At 60.9% G+C, this 18,845-nt stretch carries 18 protein-coding genes; 1 reads left to right on the top strand and 17 read right to left on the bottom strand.

Annotation, left to right across the window (positions count from 1 at the left end):
- Positions 1-19 precede the first annotated feature (19 nt).
- From ACR0NZ_RS06515 to cbiE, 10 genes are all read right to left on the bottom strand, one after another.
- Positions 20-1,390, bottom strand: a complete 1,371-nt coding sequence (locus tag ACR0NZ_RS06515) for a tetratricopeptide repeat protein (RefSeq protein ID WP_480517646.1) — start codon at positions 1,388-1,390, stop codon at positions 20-22.
- A 179-nt stretch (positions 1,391-1,569) separates the two neighbouring features.
- Positions 1,570-2,754, bottom strand: coding sequence for a CaiB/BaiF CoA transferase family protein (locus ACR0NZ_RS06510; protein ID WP_480517644.1), 1,185 nt, complete (start codon positions 2,752-2,754; stop codon positions 1,570-1,572).
- Entirely contained in the window at positions 2,741-4,360 is a 1,620-nt protein-coding gene (locus ACR0NZ_RS06505) for a thiamine pyrophosphate-binding protein (protein WP_480517642.1), read from the bottom strand. Before ACR0NZ_RS06505 ends, ACR0NZ_RS06510 begins: the two co-directional genes overlap by 14 nt.
- 79 nt (positions 4,361-4,439) lie before the next feature.
- Entirely contained in the window at positions 4,440-4,898 is a 459-nt protein-coding gene (locus ACR0NZ_RS06500) for a DUF302 domain-containing protein (RefSeq protein WP_480517640.1), read from the bottom strand.
- Positions 4,899-4,970: 72 nt separating this feature from the next.
- Positions 4,971-5,729, bottom strand: coding sequence for a precorrin-6A synthase (deacetylating) (gene cobF / locus ACR0NZ_RS06495; protein WP_480517638.1), 759 nt, complete (start codon positions 5,727-5,729; stop codon positions 4,971-4,973).
- Complete coding sequence (gene cobA / locus ACR0NZ_RS06490; protein ID WP_480517636.1) at positions 5,722-6,450, bottom strand: uroporphyrinogen-III C-methyltransferase; 729 nt, start codon at positions 6,448-6,450, stop codon at positions 5,722-5,724. The genes cobF and cobA overlap by 8 nt, the downstream gene beginning before the upstream one ends.
- Positions 6,447-7,769, bottom strand: a complete 1,323-nt coding sequence (locus ACR0NZ_RS06485; RefSeq protein ID WP_480517634.1) for a cobyrinic acid a,c-diamide synthase CobB — start codon at positions 7,767-7,769, stop codon at positions 6,447-6,449. Before ACR0NZ_RS06485 ends, cobA begins: the two co-directional genes overlap by 4 nt.
- Positions 7,756-8,550: a precorrin-4 C(11)-methyltransferase gene (cobM, locus tag ACR0NZ_RS06480; RefSeq protein ID WP_480517632.1), complete on the bottom strand. Its 795-nt coding sequence runs from the start codon at positions 8,548-8,550 to the stop codon at positions 7,756-7,758. Before cobM ends, ACR0NZ_RS06485 begins: the two co-directional genes overlap by 14 nt.
- Positions 8,547-8,915 (bottom strand): cobalamin biosynthesis protein, encoded by a 369-nt coding sequence (locus tag ACR0NZ_RS06475; RefSeq protein ID WP_480476793.1) that lies wholly within the window; start codon positions 8,913-8,915, stop codon positions 8,547-8,549. The genes cobM and ACR0NZ_RS06475 overlap by 4 nt, the downstream gene beginning before the upstream one ends.
- Positions 8,912-10,111 (bottom strand): precorrin-6y C5,15-methyltransferase (decarboxylating) subunit CbiE, encoded by a 1,200-nt coding sequence (gene cbiE, locus ACR0NZ_RS06470; protein WP_480517630.1) that lies wholly within the window; start codon positions 10,109-10,111, stop codon positions 8,912-8,914. The genes ACR0NZ_RS06475 and cbiE overlap by 4 nt, the downstream gene beginning before the upstream one ends.
- Between cbiE and ACR0NZ_RS06465 the strand changes: the two genes are divergently transcribed.
- Complete coding sequence (locus ACR0NZ_RS06465) at positions 10,110-10,841, top strand: cobalt-precorrin-6A reductase (protein WP_480517628.1); 732 nt, start codon at positions 10,110-10,112, stop codon at positions 10,839-10,841. The two genes, cbiE and ACR0NZ_RS06465, sit on opposite strands and share 2 nt — an antisense overlap.
- On the opposite strand, the gene cobJ is transcribed toward ACR0NZ_RS06465, so the two are convergent.
- From cobJ to ACR0NZ_RS06430, 7 genes are read right to left on the bottom strand one after another with little or no spacing between them, the layout of a single operon-like run.
- The gene (cobJ, locus tag ACR0NZ_RS06460; RefSeq protein WP_480517626.1) at positions 10,832-11,596 is read right to left on the bottom strand and encodes a precorrin-3B C(17)-methyltransferase; all 765 of its coding nucleotides are present in this window, start codon (positions 11,594-11,596) and stop codon (positions 10,832-10,834) included. The two genes, ACR0NZ_RS06465 and cobJ, sit on opposite strands and share 10 nt — an antisense overlap.
- The gene (locus tag ACR0NZ_RS06455) at positions 11,593-12,321 is read right to left on the bottom strand and encodes a precorrin-2 C(20)-methyltransferase (protein WP_480473500.1); all 729 of its coding nucleotides are present in this window, start codon (positions 12,319-12,321) and stop codon (positions 11,593-11,595) included. Before ACR0NZ_RS06455 ends, cobJ begins: the two co-directional genes overlap by 4 nt.
- Positions 12,318-12,947, bottom strand: coding sequence for a precorrin-8X methylmutase (locus ACR0NZ_RS06450; protein ID WP_480492895.1), 630 nt, complete (start codon positions 12,945-12,947; stop codon positions 12,318-12,320). The genes ACR0NZ_RS06455 and ACR0NZ_RS06450 overlap by 4 nt, the downstream gene beginning before the upstream one ends.
- Positions 12,947-14,068 carry a cobalamin biosynthesis protein CobG gene (locus ACR0NZ_RS06445; RefSeq protein ID WP_480517624.1) on the bottom strand — a complete coding sequence of 374 codons (1,122 nt, stop codon included), beginning with the start codon at positions 14,066-14,068 and terminating at the stop codon, positions 12,947-12,949. Before ACR0NZ_RS06445 ends, ACR0NZ_RS06450 begins: the two co-directional genes overlap by 1 nt.
- A complete protein-coding gene (gene cobN, locus ACR0NZ_RS06440) occupies positions 14,065-17,358 on the bottom strand; it encodes a cobaltochelatase subunit CobN (RefSeq protein ID WP_480517622.1) in 3,294 nt (1,097 codons plus the stop codon). The genes ACR0NZ_RS06445 and cobN overlap by 4 nt, the downstream gene beginning before the upstream one ends.
- Positions 17,359-17,361: 3 nt before the next feature.
- A complete protein-coding gene (gene cobW / locus ACR0NZ_RS06435) occupies positions 17,362-18,417 on the bottom strand; it encodes a cobalamin biosynthesis protein CobW (RefSeq protein WP_480517620.1) in 1,056 nt (351 codons plus the stop codon).
- Positions 18,418-18,421: 4 nt separating this feature from the next.
- Positions 18,422-18,796 carry a DUF1636 family protein gene (locus ACR0NZ_RS06430; protein ID WP_480504576.1) on the bottom strand — a complete coding sequence of 125 codons (375 nt, stop codon included), beginning with the start codon at positions 18,794-18,796 and terminating at the stop codon, positions 18,422-18,424.
- Positions 18,797-18,845 lie beyond the last annotated feature (49 nt).

Raw genomic sequence — 18,845 nt, 5'->3', positions numbered from 1 at the left:
GTCCTTCTTGGTCGTCTTGTTACTCGGCGGGGACGCTTTGCATGTCTCCGCCGTCGCGCGCCGCATCAATCAGGGCGCGGCGCGCAATGGCATAATTGTCTTCACCGCCGGCGCGTTTAGCACGGCGGTCATCCAGAATACGTTCGACGGCATCCAGACGCCCGGCACGCAGACCCGAGTCGATGGTAATGCGTTCAAATACATCACGTTGTGCGTGGCTTCCACCGGCCAGTTGCATTGAACCGCGCGCCGCCAACAAGTGATCAAATGCCGTGCCATAATGGCCGTCACCAAAGGCTTCAAGGCCCATGGCGGCCGCGACACCGGGATCGGCCATACGGCGGGTGGTGTCGTCATTGGCACGCGCTGCATCCTTGTTCATGCGGGTCAGCATCTTGGCGGTGGCGTCGGCGCGGTTGTCACCGGTCAGCGCCAGTAGATAGTGCAGATCGGCGAAGATCAGGCAGCCATCTTCGGTGCGCGCAGCACTCAGGTCAGCCAGTTCTTCCCAGCGATTCCCAACATTTACGCCTTCAAGTTCAAGCCGCATCAGCAGCGAAGTTCCGTTCGAGATGTCGCGGTAATCGTCGGTTTTGTCCTTGCGGACGTGGTTGTCATACAGATCCATCACCTGATCAATCTGACCCAGATCCAGATGCATCAGAGCCTTATGCCACCAGACGTGATAGCGGAAGTTGTTGCAATGGGCCCAGGCCGCCTCGCGCCCGGCCAGCCAGTCAAGGCCCAGCTGCGCGTTGCCAGTCATTTCATGGACATGGGCCACCGCGTGCAGACCCCAGGCATCGTCGGACACCATCCAAAGCGCCTGACGTCCTGCAATTTCGGCCTTTTCGTAGGCTCCGGTTTCTTCCAGCGCGAAGGAATGGCAGCCCAGCAGATAGCCGCGACCGGGGTGATCGGGTTCATATGCTGGCATTACCCGTTCGATCGAACGGCGCATTCCATCCGGATCCCCCAGAACGAAACGGGTCGCATGGCTGAGTTTCATCGCCAACGTATCCTGTGGGTGATCGCGCAGAACCGCTTCGAACTTTTGCACCGCCTGTGTCAGGTGTCCCGCCAGATACAGCCCCAATGCATCGACAAACAGCCGCTCGCGCGCCGAGACGGGCTGCCGGCTCATCGCAGCATTGGCAGCCGCCAAAGCCTCGACTGCAACCGCCATCATCTCACGCCGACCGAGAAGGGCCATGAACAGGCCTTTCACGGCATGACCCAAAGCAAAATCGGGCTCAAGCTCCAACACTTTGCCCAGATGTTGGGGTGTAGCCGCGGCATGCGCCATAAACCCAAGCAGAACACCATTCCAGGCTTCGACAGCTTCCGGCTGCGCCAAGGTGTTCATCTGTCCAAAAACGTCTTGTTTCATACTTGGGTCCAATCTGATTGCGGTATTTGACACTGTTTGATGTAACAGAGTGTGCGAGAGCGGCGTATCAGTATCGACCCCGCTCTCGAATTGGTGAAATGTCGTGTGTAAGAAAGTCGAAAAAATCCGCCGATTCAAAGGCATGTTTCAGCAACTTGCCGCCTAGTTGTGCAAGTGTTTCAATCGTCGAACGGGTTTTCAGCGCTTAACACCCAGTCAGTATCGGCCCCGCAGGTGGGTGGCGCGCTGCGATATGTTACAGGCGTGCGTGACAAGTTCAGGGGATTCCCGATCAGGTTCACGATACCGGGCTGGGCCTGCATCGAAATCTGCATTTTTCGTGCTGCCACCTGTTCCGTATCAAAAACCTGATCCAGCGTCTGGACCGGTCCTACGGGCACTTTCACGGCTTCAAGACCGGAAATTACTGATCGTGTATCCAGACCTTGGACAGCGGGCCGTAGAATGGCGTTTAGCGCATCACGGTGTTCCAGTCGCGCCGGGTTGGTCACGAATCTGGGGTTGTCGGCAAGTTCGGGTTGTCCCAGGAAACCGCACAGCTTTCTGAACTGGCCATCATTTCCAACCGCCAGAATGACATGCCCATCGGATGTCTCGTAAACGTCATAAGGCACGATGTTGGGGTGCCCGTTTCCACGGCGCTGCGGAACGTTGCCAGAAGTCAGGTAATTGACGCCCTCGTTGATCAGCCATGCGATCTGAGAATCAACAAGTGCCAGATCGACCTGCTGACCTTCACCGGTCAGGTCGCGGTGGCGCAGCGCGGCCAGAATGCCAACGCTTGCATACATTCCGCACATCACATCAGCGATGCCGACCCCCACTTTCATCGGCGCGCCTTCCGGGTCGCCGGTCAGGGACATGATCCCGCCATAGCCCTGTGCCATCAGGTCATAGCCGGGTTTGCTGGCATTTGGCCCGGTTTGGCCGTAGCCCGAGATCGAGCAGTAAACGAGGCTAGGGAATTCCTGCGACAGGGTGGCATAGTCCAGCCCGTATTTCGCGAGACCGCCGGGTTTGAAATTCTCAATCAGAATATCCGCGTGTGAGGCCAGCCGCCGTACTTCCGCCTGACCTTTCTCGGTTGCGATATCCAGGGCCACAGATTTCTTGTTTCGGTTCGCTGACATGAAATAGGCGCTCAGGTCCGAACGGTTGCCATCGGCATCGGTGACATAGGGCGGACCCCATTGCCGCGTGTCGTCGCCCCCGGTGGCAGGGTTCTCGATCTTGATGACACTTGCGCCCAGATCACCCAGCAACTGCGTGCAGGTTGGCCCGGCCAGAATACGGCTGAGGTCCAGAACTTTGACGCCCTTCAGCGGGCCCTCAGATGCGGCCATCGTATCCTCCACGGTCGATTTCAGCGGCGACTACGGTAAATGTCTCGGCCTTTACAGCAGCTTCAAGTGCTGCACGCAACTCTGCCCGGTTGCGGACAGTGTGGCCGTTCCCACCAAATGCACGGGCCATGGCGGCGAAGTCATGGTGGTCGAAATCCACACCATTATTGACCATCTGCCGCTGCCGTTGTTTCAACTCGATAAGGGCAAGGCTGGCATCTACGAAGACAAGAAAGATCGGATTGCCGCCCATTTGAGCCGCCGTAGACAATTCCCCGGCGACCATCAGAAACCCGGCATCACCCGAAAAGCTGATCACCGGGCGGTCGGGCTCGGCCAGTTTCAGACCAATGGCCATTGGGACAGCACAGCCCATGGTGCAGAGCGCCGAGGATTGGATCAGCCCACGTTCTTCGCTGCATTCCCACATCTGGCTCAGCAGAATGCGATGCGCGCCGCTGTCAGCGGTTGCGAGTGTTTCGGGGGGCAGGGTCGTGCGCGTTTCGGCGATGACAGCGGCGGGTCCCCAGTCCTCATCGGTGGGAAAGGCCAATGCCAGTGCGGTTTTGACCTGCGCGGGCTCACCACCCGGCCATGTCGTGCGGGCGGGGTTTCCCTTGGCAATGGCCTCAAGCGTCTCGCCCGTGTCGGCCACCAGATTAAGACCCGCCTGATGCATGTAGTGGTCATTGATCACCGCTGATATGTCGATGACGCGCTTTTCTTCGGGGTCCCAGATTTCGCGCCAGCCGGGGCGCATTTCGATCGGGTCATACCCCAGACACAGCACCAGATCGGCTTGTTCGACCAATGGGACAAGGTGCTTGTCTGCCAAAGGCGACAGGCCAGCGCCGCCCAAACACAATGGGTGATCTTCGGGAACAACACCCTTGGCCTTGTAGGTGGTCACAAATGGAATTCCGAAATGTTCCAAAAACGCCTGCACCACACTGCGCGAGTCGTCATAGAGGACATCGAGACCAATAATGGCGATTGGGCGCTCGGCCTCAGCCACCCAGCGCCGGGCTTTTTCAAGGCATTCACCATTGGGACTGACAGGCGCGACCTTGGCCAGACGGCGGCGTTTCACACCCGTCACTGGCGTATCGGCGACCGAGATCGGAACATCGATATGGACCGGGCCCGGTCGCGGCTGTGTGGCAAGCGACACAGCCTTGTCTGCGACGATATCCGCGCCCTTGGCCGTCAGTGTGAACGTGCCCTTGGTGATGGAACGGTAAACCTGGCTGTGATCCATGACCTGATGAGTATAGGTCAGCGCCTCGTCCGCATCGACGCAACCGGTCAGAACGATCATCGGAACACGGTCCTGCAACGCATTGGCCACCACATTGATGCCGTTCATCGCGCCCGGACCCAAAGTGGCGACCAGAATCGCAGGCGCGCCGTCGCGGTGATGCACGGCCTCGGCCATGAATCCGGCCGAGTTTTCATGTTTTGTCAGATGAAAGGTGATGCCCGCCTTTTCAAGCGCATCCACCAGTGTCAGGACCTCACCCCCCGGCATTCCAAAGGCGTGGCGGCACCCCGCTTCATACAGGCGTTGGGCCAGAAGATCGGCGGCGCGCGGCGTGGGGTCCTGCATCAGTCATGCTCCGAGATAACCGTTTCGAAGCAGATTGCGGAGGACGCCACCAGACGCAAGGCGGATCACGTCAGTGTGACTATTTGACTGCGTCTTCAGCGACAGATTGAAAGGTTTTATCAAGTTCTGCAGCAATGTCCTGCAAGGCTTGTCCGCCTTCCGCCATGTAAGGGTCAAACACGAAACTGGGGGTCTTGTAAGACAGGGTTGCGGTTCCGTCCTCGTTCTCGGTGACATAGAAACGGATCGGTGCTTCGATCATCGCATTGGTAGAGGTTTCCAGCACCCTTACCGCGTAATCGTTGTTGAACGCGCCAATAACCAGATTGCCCGGAATGGTGATTCCGCGCGCCGCAGCAGCCTTGGTGGGTCCAGCCTGCGTCACCACAATCAGCCCGTTGTCCTTGATCGCAGCCTTGGTTGCATCGACCAGTTCCGAGTAGGTCTTGTCCGCAGGAAACACGGCCCAACCGGTTGGGGCGTCTTGTGCCCAAACGGGTAAAGTGATCAGGCAGAGCAAGGGAATGAGGGCTTTCATTGTCACGTCTCCTGTATTGAGGTGCAACCTGTGTGCCAGACCTTACCGTCCCGCGACATCACAAACCCGTGTTCATGTGCCCGTGCGGTTTTTCCGGCGCGTCTTTAACAGGTAGATATCCATGATCCAGCCATGTTCGGCGCGGGCCTTCGCCCTGGTCTCAAGGATGTTCTGCGCGACTTCATCCAGCGGGCCACTGATCAGAACCTCTTCTTTCATACCCACATAGGCGCCCCACCAGATGTCATAATCTGCCAAATCAAGGGTTTGGAACGAGCATTCGCCATCCAGCATCACCGCGACGTTCGAGTCCGCATCGGGCCAGCCTTCGTCCCGGATACGACGACCGGTTGTGACAACGTAGGGCGCGCCCAGATCATTGATGGGAATCACATGGGCAGCGGTCAGCGCCTGCAACGCGGTGATGCCGGGGATAACCTTGGTATCGGGTTGCGGGTTCAACCGGGCAGCGATACGCAATGAGCTGTCATAGAGGGACGGATCCCCCCAGATCAGCAACGCGACATGCTGCGCCTCTGGATGAGCGGCAATGGCCGCTTGCCAGCGCAGGGCGATGGCGTCGTGCCATTCATCGACACCGCGCAGGTAGCCATCGTCGGCCCGGCGCTGGGGAATATCGAAATAGGCGATCTGTGGCGGCGTTTCGGCGACACGCTCAATGATCGCTTCACGTAGCCCGGCCAGATCAGCCTTGTTTTCCCCTTTGCGTGGAATCAGGATCAAATCCGCCGCCCGGATCGCCTGCGCACCCTGAAACGTGACATGATCCGGATTGCCGGTGCCGATGCCGATCAGGCTCAAATCAATCATCGTCGAACTCCGCCAACGGGCCGTAAAGGATCAGCGCCGGTGCTTTGCTGATCTCGGTTTTCAGCTGTTCCGCCAGCGCGCCAATCGTGGCGCGTTGCAGTTTTTGGTCGGGGGTTGAGACGGATTCGGCCATAAGCGCCGGAGTATCCAAAGGCAAACCTTGAGTGTGCAGGGCTTCGACGAGCAAGGGGAAGGTGCGTTTGCCCATGAAAACGACGGTGGTGGCCTGCGGATCGGCCAGCGCCTTGAGGTTCAGGTCGTCGGGCAACTCACCACTGACGTCATGGCCGGTCACGAACTGAACCCGCCGGGCCGTAAGCCGACGCGTCAATGGAATGCCTGCGGCCGCTGCCGCTGCCACTGCTGAGGGGACGCCGGGAATGATCTCATAGGCGATACCGGCTGCGCGCAGGGCGACAAGCTCTTCCTCAAGCCGTCCGAACATACCGCCGTCGCCGGATTTCAGGCGCACCACATGCTGACCGGACTGCGCGTAATCCACCAGCAACCGGCTGACATGGTCCTGCTTGGGTGACGGACGACCGGCCCGCTTTCCGACACCAACCAGATCCGCATCGTCGCGCGCATGGCTCAGGATCGGGCCGCTGCTGAGATCGTCGAACAAGATCGCGTCGGCCTTTTGCATCCGGTCCACCGCCTTGAGCGTCAGCAGTTCCGGATCGCCGGGGCCAGAGCCGATGAAAGAGACAAAGCCGCTCATGCCGACGCCTCCGCAATCAGGTGAAAGAACGTGCCAGTGACATTGCCACGCAGTGATCCGGTTTGCGGGCCTTCTTCCCCTTCGGCGTCAAACACGCGTGCCAATGGGGCGTCCGGTTGGTCCACGATCGAGGAATAATGGAACTCGTGTCCGCGCAAGGCCGAGCCTTTGGCAAAGCCGGGCATAGGGGCCAGAAGGGCCGCCTTTCTGTAACCAAGGTTGAACTTGCGCTTCTGATAAGATGTGACAAGGCCCAGCAAACCAGCCATTTCATGGTGCACGCCGTCCTTGTCGATCAGCGCCTGACCAAGCGCCATGTAGCCGCCGCATTCTCCGTGCACCGGTTTTGTTTCCGCGTGTTTACGCAAACCACTCAGAAAGGTGGTGGCCGCTGCCAATGTTCCGGCGTGCAATTCGGGATACCCGCCGGGCAACCAGACCAGATCGGCATCCGCCGCCGGAGGTTCGTCTGCCAAGGGTGAAAAAGGCAAGATCTCGGCACCCGCATCGTGCCACCCTTGCAAAAGGTGGGGATAGGTAAAGGAAAAGGCGGCATCACGGGCCAGCGCGATCCGCTGGGCCGGGGGCCGCGGCAGTGCGGCTGACGAAGGTCCGCTGGGGCCTGAGGAAGCTGCCCGCTTGATTGCGTCAAGGTCCACATGTTCTCGTAAAAACGCAGCATAGCCTACAATGGCGCTTTCCAGATCGGGGTGTTCGACCGCCTGAATAAGTCCCAGATGCCGCTCTGGCAGGGTCAAATCACCACGGCGGGGCAGCACGCCCAGAACAGGCAGGCCCGCGCGCTCCATTCCCAGACGGGTCAGGCGTTCGTGGCGGGGGCTGGCGCATCGGTTCAGGATCACTCCGGCAAAGGGCAGATCGGGATTGTACATCCTGAACCCCAGCGCCGTTGCCGCCGCTGATTGTGCCTGCCCGCCCACATCCAGCACAAGCACAACGGGCCAGCCCATGCGCAGGGCGGTCTCGGCGCTCGATCCTTGCCCGACTTCGCCAGACTTTGCGACACCGTCGAACAAACCCATCGAGCCCTCGGCCACCACAATGTCAGCGCCTTCGGCCTGAGCAGAAATTGCACTGAGCAGGGGATCTGCCATCGCCCAGCTGTCCAGATTGAACGAAGCCCGCCCGGCAGCTGCCCGGTGAAAGGCGGGATCGATATAATCCGGCCCGCTTTTAAAGGGTTGCACGGTCAGGCCATCTTCGGCCAGCGCGCGCAAAAGGCCCAGCATGACCGTCGTCTTGCCAGTACCCGAAGAGGGTGCTGAAATCAGAATACCCGGAGGGTTAGTCATCACCATGTCTCCAGCTTGACCAAGGGCTGTCGGCGCTTTGCGGGCGATAGCGGCGGTCGTAATCTCTGGAATAAAGACAGCTTTCGTCAAAACCCTCACCGGCCAACGCAGGGCCAACCATGATCAAAGCCGTGCGCGAGATGCTTTCATCCAGCGACCCTTTCAGGGTTTCCAGCGTTGCGCGGATGATCTGTTCATCCGGCCAGCTTGCGCGATATACAACGGCCACCGGGCAATCGGCACCATAAGCCGGGGTCAGGTCTGCGATAACCTTGTCCAGATTGCCGATTGACAGATGAATGGCCAGTGTCGCGCCGGTACGGGCAAAATTAACCAGGGTTTCACCTTCGGGCATGGATGACGCGCGCCCCGGCGTTCTGGTCAGAACCACCGACTGCGCCAGTCCCGGCAGGGTTAGTTCGGTGCCCAGGGCCGCTGCGGCGGCGGCAAAGGATGGCACGCCAGGGGTGACGCTGACCGGAATGCCCACTTCTTTCAGGCGCCGGATTTGTTCGCCCATCGCTGACCAGACTGACAAATCGCCCGAATGCAGCCGTGCCACGTCCTGACCCGCTTTATGCGCGACTTCGATCTCGGCCATGATCTGGTCCAGATCCATGGGCGCAGTGTTGATGATTTTTGCGTCTTTGGGGCAGTGGCTCAGAATTTCCGCTGGCACCAGCGATCCGGCATAAAGGCACACGGGGCACGAGGCTATGATGTCGCGCCCACGCAATGTCAACAGGTCTGCAGCGCCCGGTCCGGCGCCGATGAAATGAACGGTCATGTTTGTCCTCCGATGGCGATGGCGCAGGTGGCCAGCCGGTCGTCCGAAATATGTCTGGGTGAAAGCAGTCGCGCGCCGGACCCGGCGGCGGCAAGGGCCGATGCTTCGGCAACGCTGCCGGTGCCATAAGCGGCACGGCTGCGGTTCGAGCATGTCAGGGTTCGTTGTCCGGCCAAATCGGCAGCCGCCACGAAATGCAGCGGAAGAGCAAGGCTTTCCGCAAAGGCCACCAGCGCAGAGTGGCCGTTTTTGTCAGCGACCGTCGCCAGAGCTTGGACATCATGGCTGGCCGCTGCCGCGTCATAGGCGGCGCGCAAACTGTCTGCCGTCGCGTCTGATGAGAAGCCCAAGCCTGCCACGATCATAACGTCACGCTCCACTGGACAACCGGATAGGCAGATTTCCAGCCGCGCCGCGGTCCGAGGGGTGCAGAATGAGCCAGTTCGATCCGCAACAGGTCTCCGCCCAGATCTTGGTGCCAACGCGCCAACAAGGCTTCGCTCTCCAGCGTTACCGCGTTGGCGACCATCCGTGTGCCAGCGGGCAGGGCGTCGCGAAGCCACGCCAGCAGGCTGGCGCTTAGCCCACCGCCGATGAAAACCACATCCGGCAGGGGCAAACCGGCCAGCGCTTCGGGTGCAGTGCCGCGGACAACCTGTAACCGATCCTGCCCCAGCGCGTCGGCATTGCGGCGAATGCGTTCGGCCCTGTCGGCGCGGGGTTCGATACTGGTGGCGGTCAGGGTCGGGTCGCACATCAGCCATTCAATACTGATCGAGCCGGTGCCACCGCCAATGTCCCACAGATGTTCGCCCCGCTGCGGTGCCAGTGCGGACAGGGTCAGTGCCCGGATCGGGCGTTTGGTGATCTGGCCGTCGGTTTCAAAAAGATCATCCGGCTTACCCGAGGCCTTGGAAAGTCCCCGCCCAGTGCCGGTCACTTCCAGCCCGACGCAGACAGGATGATCGAAGGTTCCCAGCAGAGCTTCGGTCAGGCTCACTGTCTGGATGCTTTCCCGCGGGCCGCCGAGGGCCTGCATCACATGCAACGCGCTGTCGGCAAAACCGGTTTCGCTCAGATATGTCGCCAGTTCAGCAACCGCCTTGCCGTCACGCAAAAGCACAATGGCATGAAGAGCCGGGGCCAGATGCGGCCGCAATCGGGTCAAAGGCGCAGCGTGCAGGCCGAACGTCGGCGTGCTTTCCAAAGGCCAGCCCAGCCGCGCGGCGGCCAGCGAAAACGTGGACTGGCCGGGCAGGGCGGTCCACTCGTTGGCATCGAAGTTACGCGCGATGACGGACCCCGCGCCAAACCAGAACGGATCACCTGACGCCAGAACCACCGTCTGCCGTCCGCGCAGGCCTTTCAGGATCGGCAATCCGTCCGAGAACGGCACCGGCCATTCGACTCGCTCAGCCTCGTTTTCCGGCAGCAGCGACAGGTGACGAGGCGGCCCCATGATCACTTCGGCCCGGTCCAGCACTTGACGGCTTGCAGGCGACAGGCCATCAAGCCCATCTTCGCCCAATCCCAAAACGGTCAGCCACGGAGACTCAGACATGCCCAACCTCCTGATTCTTGGCGGCACGACCGAGGCCAACGCTTTGGCCAAAGCTGTTGCGGAACAAGGGATTACGGCTGTGTATTCTTATGCGGGACGGGTGGAAACCCCGCGTCCGCAGCCGTTGCCGGTGCGAGTTGGCGGGTTTGGCGGCCCGGAAGGTCTGGCCCACTACATCCGTGAAAACGCGATCACCCATGTCGTGGATGCGACCCATCCATTTGCGGCGCAGATGAGCCGGAACGCGATTGAGGCGTGTCACACAACTCAGGTTCCACTGGCCGCCTTGACCCGCGCGGCGTGGAAGCCGCAACCCGGCGATGTCTGGCACCGCGTGCCCGATATCCCTGCCGCCGTCGATGCGCTTGCAGGTGATCCTCAGCGTGTGTTCCTGGCTGTCGGACGTATGCATCTTGAAGACTTTGCTGCCCAGCCCCAGCACCACTACCTGCTGCGTCTGGTGGACGAACCCGACAGCGTGCCCTTGCCTCTGGCGCAGATTGTCGTGGCCCGGGGTCCTTTTGCAGAAGCCGATGACCGCGCACTGATGCAGCAACATAGGACGCAACTTGTGGTGTCCAAGAATGCGGGCGGCTCGGGCGCGCGCGCCAAGCTGGACGCAGCGCGGGCGCTGGGCCTGCCAGTGCTTATGATCGACCGCCCGGTGCTTCCCAAGCGGACCGAGCTTTCGACTGTCGCACAGGTTCTGGACTGGCTGTCTCATCCCTGATCCTCGACCGGGGTGAAGCGTGGCGTATAGACGATCGGCGTGCCATTGCGTTCGATGACACGAGTGCGCGACGAGCCGACAATTACCACGGTCTGCATATCCGCCATCTCGGGCGTGGCCTCGGCCAGTGTGGAAATCCGGATCGCCTCATCCGCTCGTGACACGGCGCGCGCAAACAGGATCACCCGCTTGGGCTCGCATTCTTCGCGCAGGATTTCCAATGTCTTTACAAAACCTTCCGGGCGAGACTTCGAGCGCGGGTTGTAGAATGCCATCGAGAAATCGGCCTGCACAGCCAAGCGCAGGCGTTTTTCGATCAGCGACCAAGGCTTTAGGTTGTCGCTAAGGTTGATGGCGCAGAAATCATGCCCCATCGGAGCGCCTGCGCGGGCAGATGCGGCCAGCATCGCGGTGATCCCCGGCAGCACATCTATCTGAATGTCACGCCATTCTGTTGGGCCATTCTCCAACGCTTCGAACACAGCTGCAGCCATAGCAAACACACCGGGATCGCCCGAGGACACAACAACCACCCGCCTGCCGTCGGCGGCCATTTGCAGCGCGTGTTGCGAGCGGTCGATTTCAACCCGGTTGTCACTGGCGTGCAGGTTCAGGCCGGGGCGGTCGGCCACGCGGGCCACATAAGGGATATAGCCCACCACATCAGTGGCGTCGGCCAAAGCCGCTGTAACTTCGGGGGTGACCAGCGCTTCGTCTCCCGGACCAAGGCCTGCGATCTTGACCCAGCCGCTCATGGTCGGCGCCCCTGACCATGAACAACGATGATCGAGAAATACGGGGTGATCTTCTCGCAGGCCTCAGACAGTTTTGTCACCGTCTGGTTCGGCATTTGCGCGTATTCGACAATCCATGCGCGGTCGTACAGCCCGGAGGTTTTCAGTGCGCGTTTCACCTTGTCGATGTTCCGCCCGATCTTCATCACGACCAAAGCATCTGTCTTCGCCATGCGTTCAGCCAGAACCTCCTCGGGCAGGGTGCCGACCAGAACGGTCAGCACATCATCCCCCCAGGTGATCGGATCGCCGGTGGCCGTCCATGCACCGGACATACCGGTGATGGCTGGTACAACCTCGACCGGAGCTTCGTCACGCAACCGATTGTAAAGATGCATGAACGAGCCGTAGAAAAACGGATCGCCCTCACACAGTACCACCACATCCTCACCCTGTTCCGACAGCGTCTTCAGGTGTGCTGTGCACTCTTCATAGAACGCGGCCAGCAACTCGTTATAACGCGGATCAGTGACCGGGATTTCGGTGGTCACCGGGTATTCCATCGGGAATTCAATCGCGCCTTCGGGGATCATCCCGTTGACGATTTTGCGGGCCTGACCGCTGCGACCCGGTTTGCGAAAGAATGCCACGTGTTTGGCGTTGCGTAGAAGGCGATCGGCCCGGACACTCATCAGATCAGGGTCACCGGGGCCAAGGCCCACGCCGTATATGGTACCCATTTTCATTCCGCCCGGCTTGCGATGGCGTTGATGGCTGCAACGGTGATGGCGCTGCCACCCAGACGGCCTTTGACAATGCAGGAGGGGACGGGTTGCGCCTGCCACAACGCGTCTTTGGATTCCACCGCTCCGACAAATCCGACCGGGCAGCCGATGATCGCAGCAGGGCGCGGGCAATCCGGGTCTTCCAGCATGTTCAGCAAGTGAAACAGCGCGGTGGGCGCGTTTCCAATGGCGACCAGAGCACCTTCCAGATGCGGACGCCAGAATTCCAGCGCAGCGGCAGAACGGGTGTTGCTCATCTTGGTGGCCAGAGGGCGCACGCGTTCGTCATGGAGGGTGCAGATCACCTGGTTGTCGGCAGGCAGACGGAAGCGGGTCACACCTTCGCTGACCATGCGCGCGTCACACAGGATCGCCGCGCCGTTTTCCAGCGCCGTGCGTGCGGCCTGCACAAATCCGGGTGAGAAATGTACAAACTCCTCCAGCCCGACCATGCCGGCGGCGTGGATCATCCGAACGGCGACCTGCTCTTCATCGGCATCAAAGCGGGTCAGATCAGCCTCGGACCGGATGGTGGCAAAGCTTTCCTTGTAGATCGCCGCGCCATCAGTTTCGTAAGTGTAGGGCATCAGGTGAAGTCCATGGTCATGAGTGTTTCGGAGTCGAGGCCGCGTTGGCAGGGCTCATCCCCTGCGCGGCCCTGTTTGACAAGATCAAATCGCCCGTTGTTGCCGACCACTGTGATCTCGGCCGGGCCCATATGGGCGCACCCCTTGGCGCAGCCCGAGACATGCAGACGACCGTGAATGCGCCGAGCCAATGCACGGGCGATGTCGCGGGTTTCCACCTGCGCTTGCGGGCAGAACGGCGCGCCGGGGCAGGCGTCGGTTGTCATCATCGGATCGGCTCCGTCCATGACGAAATCCGGGGAGGGTATCGCCGCCCCGCCTTCCAGCAGGATCAGCCGCCACGGGGTGACACGCAGGGCAGAAGCGCCGCTGGCTTCAACCAGTTCACAAAGCTTGCGCGCAGGCAGCGAGCCGAATGCCGCGCCGTAGAGAGAACCCAGTTCACAGGGGCCGGGTTGCAGTTTTTCACCGATAGGACCGGGGGCAAATCCCTGCCAATCCTGTGGCAGCGCGTGGGCGACCCGCGCCATGCGGCGTGTCTCGGCCGTATAGGTCTGGGCAAACCAACGGGCCAGCGCGATCACGTGGTCGATGGCGTCGCCTTCGGCCACACACCGCCCGGTTTTGCAGCCGTCGGCGCGCAGGATCAGACCGTCAGCACCCAGTTCCAGACGAATATCTGCGGAATCCGAGGCCAACAGGCGCGTCGGGCCTGTATCTATGGCAAAACCGAACTTAGCGGGCAGAGCAGGCAGTTCCGCCAGTCGATCGATCAATTCCTGCGTCAGCCGCGCGGTCAAATCGCCCGCCTGATAGAGCGGAGTGACCAGAATATTGCGGCGTACTTCGATGCCGGGTTCCGCATCAAGCAAGTCCAGCGCCGCAAGCTCCACAAGCAACGGCTGGTGGTCGCGCTCATCCACACCGCGCAGCTGCAGGTTGGCACGATTGGTCAGGTCAATGGTGCCGTTGCCGAACTGTTCAGCCAGCTCGCACAAGCCAATAGCCTGCCTGGCATTCAGTCGCGCCAGACGCGGACGGACCCGCACGACCAGCCCGTCGCCTGACATCATCGGGCGATGCGCGCCGGGACACCAGCCTTGAACGATAGGTGCACTCATCTCAAACCCTCCAAATCGGCCCGGATCGAATTCCGGCGCGTGTTCCAAAGCCCCGCTTCCAGCAATGCACGGAACCTGTCTTGCATGGCCTGATGGGCCTTCGGGTTGGTCTCTTGCAGAAAGGTATCAACGGCCTCATTACCCAATGTGGCTTCGTGATAGAGATCAAACAGATGCGGAGCGACAGTGCCGGACAGATGCGCGAAAGAGGCCATGTGATCCAGCGTCGCAGCAATCTCGGCGGCGCCGCGAAAACCATGGCGCTGCATCCCCGCAATCCAGCCGGGGTTGGCAGCGCGGGCATGAACGACGCGGCTGATTTCTTCCGGCAGAGTCCGGGCGCGCGGATTATCTGGGTTGGTGTTGTCCAAATGGTAAAGCTGAGCGGTGCCCCCAGCGACCTTTTTGGCGGCGGCAAAACCGGCTTCATGCGTGGCATAGTCGTTGGCCAGCAGCAGGTCAGTTTCCGTCAGATCCTGGAGGTGAACAAAACTGTCGGCATTGGCGACACGATTCGTGATCCCCGCTTTGTCCTGCGCGATGTGTTCACCTTCCAGCGCGTACGAGCTGGCCTCAAGCCATGCCTCCCCGGCTTGGGCGCGCGCCTCGTCCGTATAGGTCTCGGACAGATGGGTCATGTTCAGGCCGTAACTGCCGGGTGCCGGGCCAAACACCCGCGCAGCCGGGGCCTGACCGGCATAGGGGTTCCAGTCGGTCGCTTCATCACGCTCTGACAAAGCCCGAACCGCCTGACCATAAAGGGCTGACAACGTGGGGAACACATCGCGAAACAAGCCCGAAACCCTCAGGGTGACGTCCAGGCGCGGGCGGCTCAGGTCGGTGATGGGCAGCACTTCGATACCCGAAACCCGCTCGGATCCCTTGTCCCAAACCGGCTTTACACCCAGCAGGTGCAGGGCCATGGCGAATTCTTCGCCCGCAGTGCGCATGGTGGCCGATCCCCACAGATCGACAATCAGCCCTTTCGGGTAATCACCTTCCTCCTGCAAGTGCCGCCGTACCAGTTCCTCGGCCAGTTTCACGCCTTGCGTGTAAGCTGCGCGGGTGGGCACAGATCGCGGATCGGTGGTGTAAAGGTTTCGCCCGGTCGGCAGCACGTCAAAGCGGCCCCGATAGGGCGAGCCGGACGGGCCAGCCTCGATCCTCTTGCCGGCCAGCGCATTGATCAGGGCCTTGCGTTCGGCATGGGCGGATGGGGCTGGGTCGAAACTGCCGGTCACGTCCGGTACACGCCCATAGACGTGCAGCCCGTCGCCGAACTGACTTTCTTTGATATCGCAGACAAAGCGGTCAATGCGCGTGATTGCTTCGGCGGTGCTGGTGGCCTGATCCAGACCCAGATCGTTCTCCAGTCCAATGGCCTGTGCTTCTTCCCGGATATCTTCCTGCAGCCGGTCGCGGCGTCTGGGGTCAAGACCGTCCGCGTTTGAAAATTCGTCCAGCAGGGCTTCCAGCCGCACCATCCGGTCAGGCGTTCCGCTTTCTTTCATGGGAGGCGGGATGTGGCCCAGGGTCACCGCGCCGATCCGGCGTTTGGCCTGCGCGGCCTCGCCCGGGTCGTTGACGATGAACGGGTAGATCACCGGCAGGTCACGGATCAGTGCCTCGGGCCAACAGTTTGCCGATAGGGCGACTGATTTGCCGGGCAGCCATTCCAGCGTGCCATGCGCACCGATATGGATCAGCGCATCCGCTCCAAGACCTTTGCGCAGCCACAAATAGAAGGCGACATAGCTATGGCGCGGGGTGCGCGAAAGGTCGTGATAGTCGTCATCGCGCAGCTCGGGTGTTCCGCGTTCTGGTTGCAGTGCGACCAGTGCCTTGCCGCGTCGCAAAGCCGTGAAGTGAAACGCGTCATGAGCGAAAATTGGGTCTTGCTCGGGATCGCCCCATACGGTGTGCAGATCGGTGCGCAGGGTCTCGGGCAATTCAGCGAGTGCACTCAGATAATCCTCAAGCGGCCACGATACCCGGGCGTCCAAGAGTGTGTCGGCAATCGGTTCGGCAGCCGTGATGTCGTAGCCTTCACCGTGAAGATCAGACAGCATCGCTTCGGCTGAGGCCAACGCGTCGAGACCGACCGCATGGGCCATCTGCCAGTCTTTGCCTGGATATGTGGATAGTACCAACGCGGGGATCTGGTCTGCCTTGGGTTTGTCATTCAGGGCGAGCCAGCCCGATACCCGGTCGATGATCGCCTCGATCCGGTCCGGCTCGGCCCGATGCGCAAAACGCGAGTATTCCAGATGCGGATCGCGCTTGCCCGGCTCTTTGAAGGAGGCAATGCCTGCTGATATTCGCCCGTCCACTTCGGGTAATACCACATGCATGGCGAGGTCGGCAGGCGACAGGCCGCGTTCGGCCTCGGCCCAAGCCTTGCGTCGCGAGGTGGCGAGGGCGACCTGAAACACCGGCACATCCGCCGCGTCCAAAGGCGACGTGCCAGACGCGCCCTTTCCCGAGAATGAAGTGGCGTTGATGATGGCCGATGGTCTCAGGGCAACGACCTGTTCCCTGAGCCAGTTGGCAGCGGCCGGGGCCTTGAGCGACGGGGCGAACAAACCCACCGCCTGGAGCCCGCGGGCGCGCAAGCTGCGGATCAGGGCCGCGACCGGGGCTGTGTCTGCTGATGTCAGATAAGCGCGGTAGAAGGTTACGAGAATGCGTTTAGCATCGTTCTCGAACGCGGAATCCACCGGGATGACACCTTGTTCCGGGCACCACGCACCGCATTCGGGCACGGTTTTCGCGCCCATCACCGGGCCGGCATAAAGCCCTGCTGCTAACGCCATCTGGGCCAATGCGGCCTGCGCGGCGACTTCTCCGCCGGTATCACAAAGATGTGCCAGCCGCCGCAGGGTCGAGAGGGGCAGGGTCGAATACTCATCCAACCGAGTGTCTTCGCGCCCATCCGCCGGTAAAACGGCCAGCGCGACGCCTTTGGCCTGTGCCAGTGCCAGAACCTGTTGCAACCCGTAAGACCAATAGGGCACGCCACCGATCAGACGGATCAGGATGCCCTTTGCGCCTTCAAGTGTCTGTTCAACATAGGTGTCGACGGACAGGGGGTGTTTCAATGCAGCAAGATTGGCCAGCCGCATCGTGGGCATCCGCCCCTCAGGTCCGCCGCCGCGATGCCAGCCCTCCGCGAAAGCGCCCAGGTCACTGTCGGAAAAGGACAGTACAACCAGATCGGCCGGGCTTTGGCCCAGATCGGTTGGGGTCTCGGTTTCCTCGAGCCCGTGGCTTTCGCGAAAGACGACGTGCATGACTTACTCGGCAACCTCGGTCACACCCACTAGGATATCACGGATCTCAGCCTCTTTGATGTCGTCATGTTCGGCAATGACGACCAGGCGCGAGCGGCGCACCTCACCGGGTTCCCACGGGCGGTCGTATTGGTGACGAACCCGTGCGCCGACAGCCTGAACCAGCAGGCGCATCGGTTTGCCTGTGACGGCGGCATAGCCTTTGACGCGCAGGATATTCAGCTCAGTTGCCAGACGTTCAATCCTGGCAACCAGTTCCGCCGGGTCGGTCTGTTCCGGCAACTCGACGATGATGCTTTCGAAATCGTCATGCTCATGATCGTGATGGCCATCGTGATGTGACGGGCGCGCGTCCATGTCATCTTCGGCGGCAGCCTCAAGGCCAAGCACGACGCGTACGTCGACGACACCCTCGGCAACCTCGACGACGGGAAGCGGGCGCGGCGCCTCAGCGGCGATGATCTGTTTAGCTTTCGCGACACCTTCGGGACCTGCCAGATCGGGCTTGGTCAGCAGGATGATATCCGCGCACGAGATCTGATCCTCGAACACCTCGGACAAGGGTGTTTCGTGGTCGATCGAGTCATCAGCCAGCCGTTGGGCATCCACCGCTTCAACGTTCGGAGCAAAGCGACCGGCGGCCACGGCCTCGGCATCGGCCAGCGCAATAACGCCATCAACGGTAATTTTCGAACGGATATCAGGCCAATCAAACGCTTTCAGCAGCGGTTTGGGCAGTGCAAGGCCGGATGTTTCGATCAAAATGTGATCCGGGCGCGGTTCCAGCGCCATCAGCGCCTCGATGGTCGGGATGAAATCGTCGGCCACGGTGCAGCAGATGCAGCCGTTTGCCAGTTCCATGATGTTTTCCGCAGGGCATTCCGGAATCGCGCAGGACTTCAGGATGTCGCCATCAACACCCACATCGCCAAACTCGTTAACAACAATCGCAAGGCGCTTGCCCTGCGGGTTCTGCATCAGATGGCGCACCAGCGTGGTTTTGCCCGAGCCCAGAAAGCCGGTGATCACAGTGACGGGGAGTTTTTCAAGGTTCGACATGATCTCAGGCTCCAATCGGGGGAATGCGCGAGGCGCAGTTTTTGCGGAAATGTTCAGGACGGTCGCGCCATTTCACCAGACCATCGCCTGTGGCCAGATACTTAGTCGCGCCATCGATGATGACATCGACGTGATCGATTTCGTTCAGATTCTCGTAAACAAAGGTCCAGCGATCCGGCCCGCCCCGAAGCACGATGGAACAGCCCTGATCGCAGTTCGAAAGGCATTCGACCGGTTTCAGAATGATGCCATCCGGCAGGACAGCCTGTTCCAGGGCCTTGTGCAACAATGTGCCGGGTCGCTCAGCGTCATCCTCGACGGGCAGACCCCGGCGGCAAGTCGTGCAGACCAGTAGCTCTACCGGTGCGTTCTCGCTCATGTCTCTCATCCCCCCAAATCCTCTTCGCGGGGGACGGGGTTTCATGCGG

Source organism: Ruegeria sp. AE3 (genome assembly GCF_056542225.1).
This window is presented reverse-complemented; position numbering and strand designations above follow the sequence as displayed.